Genomic DNA, 3,641 nt, shown 5'->3' on the forward strand with positions numbered 1-3,641 from the left:
ACCGCATTGGGCTTTTATGAAACGCCGGCGGCGATTCGATCGGTCGCGCTGGATCATGCGGGCCGACGGGTGCTGTTGGGGCTTGAAGATGGTACGGCAGCGATATTTGATGTCGACAGCGGAGACACCATCCAGCGTCTGGACGGTCATCAGGGAGCGGTTCATGCGGCGGTCTTGTCTGCCGATGGACGCCGGGCGGTGACGGGTGGCGATGATCGACGGGCCATTTTCTGGTCGGTCGATGAAGGGGTCATGTTGCAGCATCGCAGTCACGGTAATCAGGTGCGCACGGTGGCTTTGTCACAATCCGGTACGTATGCGCTGTCTGCTGCCCATGGCGAGGATGGCCTGGTCTGGAATACCGGCAATGGCAACACGGTGCGTACGGTGCCTACCCAGCGGCGCGTGCTGTCGACAGCGCGCTTTGCGCAGAATGACAACCTGCTGATCACCGGAGACCGCAGACATTACGTGACCGTATGGCGTCTGCAGGACATGCAGCGCCAGGCGCGCTGGCGGTTGCCGGGCGAAGGCCTGTATTCACGGACCAGCAATGTGGTGCTGGATGTGCGCTGGGTCAATGGCGCGGTCTATGCACTGAGTTCCAATGGCAAACTTGCGTTATTTCAGTAAGGCCGTACACTGCAGGAAAGTGTCAATTTGTAAGTACTGACTCACGCAGAGCAGAAGGTTGTCGCTCTGTCGGCTTGAATTACGGAACTGAACAGCAGGCTGCTATGCCAGAAGCACGAATCAATCGTTATGAACCTCCGGTGCGGCTGGTACTGGCGAACTCCAAGGGCGGTTGTGGCAAGACCACCATTGCCACCAATCTGGCGGCGCACTTTGCGGCCAGTGGCAAGTCGACCTCACTGATCGATTTCGATCCACAGGAATCGTCCATTCAGTGGCTGCAGTCACGCCACAAGGGTCATCCGCACATTCATGGGGTGGCAGCCAACAGTCAATTGGCCAATTCGACTCGTACCTTTGTCATGCGCAAGCTGCCTGCCGAGACCGAGCGTGTGGTGATCGATACTGCCGCTGGTCTGAAAGGCAATGCGCTGAGCGACATGATACGGGATACCGATATCATGATCGTGCCGGTGACCCCATCGCCCATCGATATCCGCGCCACGACAACCTTCATCAAGGAAGTTCTGCTGTCTCCGGCCTTCCGGGCGCGACCGATTCTGGTCGGTGCGGTGGCCAATCGAGTGCGCCGCAATACCCTGGTCTATTCCAAGCTGGAGCTGTTCCTGCGCAGCCTCAAAATTCCCTTCATCACCAGCCTGCGCGACACCCAGTACTATGTGCGGGCGTCCGAGCACGGGCTTGGTCTGAGCGATATGGCGGCGCGTCATGATGCGGACATCGAGGAATGGCAGTTCCTGCTGGACTGGATCGACTCGGCGACTGCAAAAGTCCTTGAGCGTCGGGATGCCGGGCGGGCGGCAGAGGCAGGCGAACCCGACCATAAAGCGGTTCAGTCTGACCAGGACGCCGAGTCTGTGCAGGCCTCCAGTGCTGAGAGCAGCAGGGACACTGAGTCGGATAATGTATCCGTGGACGCGCCTGACAATCGCTGAAGGCTCAGGCTCAGGCATTGTTCTCTATCGCGAGTCGTCGGCTCGGGGCCTGCGCTGAGACTGCTGCGATGTCGCCAGAGATACTGCTGGTCATGCCATTCAAGGCTCAGCTCGGCCTGCTTCGCTCTTTGATACTGACGCCGTGCCTTTTCATCTCCTGCCATTGAGGACGCCTTGAGCCTCTTTCGGTAACGCCGCCAGGGCACAATGACTTGATCTCGCCAGTGCTGCCAGGCGCTAATTTGACACCGAAAATCCACCGCCACTGTGTTACCCTTGTGCGCTAGCCACAGGGCAAACAACCAGTCATTGATCCAGATCTGGTCCTGTTCCTGACGGCTCAGCAAATGCGTTGCCACTCCAACCTGTGTATAGATCTGCCCTGCAAAGGACCAGATCGGCGGTGGTGGCGACTGAGGTGGTAAAAAACTGATTACGGACAAATGATTCAGCTCACTGATGTTACATTGATGCGCGGCGGCCTGCCGTTGTTCAGCGGCGGCAATTTGCGCGTGTCGCCCGGCGAAAAGGCAGCCGTCATTGGCCCCAATGGTGCCGGAAAGTCGTCGCTGTTCCAATTGCTGTTGGGTGCTTTGCAGGCAGACGAGGGCCAAGTGGCGATCCCTGCACAGTGGCATATCGCGCACATGCGTCAGGAAACCCCCGGTCTGAGCCGTACGGCACTGGATTTTGTGCTGGACGGACTGACCGAGTGGCGATCGGTTGAGGCTGCGCTGGCGGAGGCCGAAGCCCAAAATGACGAAGCCGCTCTGGTACGACTCCATGGCAAGATGGATGACATGCAGGGCTACCAGGTGCAGCACGAGGCGGAGATCATCCTGCTTGGGCTGGGCTTTGAGCCTGCCGATCTGAAGCGACCTGTGTCTGCCTTCTCGGGCGGCTGGCGCGTGCGCCTGAACCTGGCTCAGACCCTGATTCAACGCAGTGATCTGTTGTTGCTGGACGAACCGACCAACCACCTTGATCTGGAAACCGTGGACTGGCTGCAATCCTGGTTGCTGGCCTATCAGGGTACCTTGCTGCTGATTTCCCATGACCGGGACTTTCTGGACGCAGTCGCCAATCGCGTAGTCAGTTTCGAGCAGGGCGAGTTGTTCAGCTATACCGGTAATTACAGCCAGTATGAGCGTCAGCGTGCGGAGCGGCGGGCTCAGCAGCAGGTGGCGTTTGACAAACAACAGGCGCGACGGGCCGAGATGGAGCAGTTTGTTGCCCGGTTTCGGTATCAGGCCAATAAGGCCAAGCAGGCCCAAAGTCGCCTCAAAGCGCTGGAGAAAATGACCCTGAGCGCGCCGGCGCGCGCAGATAGCCCGTTCACCTTTCGGTTTTCCGCTGGGGACAAGGTGTCGAGCCCGCTGATTGCGCTGCGTGAGGTCAGCCTGGGCTATGGCGACCGAGCCGTACTGAGCGGGCTGAAACTCAATCTGTACCCGGGCATGCGCATCGGTTTGCTGGGCAAGAATGGCGCGGGCAAATCGACGCTGATCAAGCATCTGTCCGGGGCCCTGTCGGAGCAAAACGGTGACAGTACGCGCGGCATGCATTACTACCCCGGTTACTTTGCCCAGCACCAGGTTGACGCGCTGGACGATGACGCTTCGCCCCTGCTGCATTTGCAACGGCTGGCCCCGGAGGCCCGAGAGCAGTCGTTACGCAATTTTCTGGGCGGGTTCAATTTCTCCGGTGACTCGGTGGTGGCACCGGTGGGGCCATTTTCCGGTGGCGAGAAGGCCCGGCTGGCGCTGGCGTTGCTGGCTTGGGAGAACCCCAACGTATTACTGCTGGACGAGCCCACCAACCACCTGGACCTGGACATGCGCCACGCGCTGGCAGAGGCATTGCAGGCCTATGATGGCGCGGTGATCGTGGTGTCACACGACCGCTTTCTGATGGAGGCCACAGTCGATGAGTTCTGGCTGGTTGCTGACGGCACGGTAAGGCCTTATGACGGTGACCTTGAGCACTATCTGGCCGCCCTGAAGGCGCCGGCAGACAGTGCTGCCGAGCGTCTGCCGGATTCGTCAGGCGAGG

Annotated in this window: 4 protein-coding genes; 3 read left to right on the forward strand and 1 reads right to left on the reverse strand. The window is 59.6% G+C overall.

The features are described from left to right. On the forward strand, positions 1 to 633 hold a 633-nt coding region (locus tag LAT62_RS16180; protein WP_367120574.1), incomplete at its 5' end, for a WD40 repeat domain-containing protein. A 104-nt stretch (positions 634 to 737) separates the two neighbouring features. Then, positions 738 to 1,589 carry a ParA family protein gene (locus LAT62_RS16185; RefSeq protein ID WP_293386249.1) on the forward strand — a complete coding sequence of 284 codons (852 nt, stop codon included), beginning with the start codon at positions 738 to 740 and terminating at the stop codon, positions 1,587 to 1,589. Here the strand turns inward: LAT62_RS16185 and LAT62_RS16395 are convergent. After that, on the reverse strand, positions 1,487 to 2,032 hold the full coding sequence (locus tag LAT62_RS16395) for a DUF2390 domain-containing protein (RefSeq protein ID WP_367120575.1): 546 nt from the start codon (positions 2,030 to 2,032) through the stop codon (positions 1,487 to 1,489). The genes LAT62_RS16185 and LAT62_RS16395 overlap by 103 nt on opposite strands. Here LAT62_RS16395 and LAT62_RS16190 point away from each other — a divergent pair. Beyond that, positions 2,033 to 3,641: ABC-F family ATP-binding cassette domain-containing protein (locus tag LAT62_RS16190; protein ID WP_293386251.1), on the forward strand; the 1,609-nt coding region annotated here is incomplete at its 3' end. It abuts the gene before it with no gap.

This window comes from Natronospirillum sp. (genome assembly GCF_022565775.1).
Classification (GTDB): Bacteria; Pseudomonadota; Gammaproteobacteria; order Pseudomonadales; family Natronospirillaceae; genus Natronospirillum.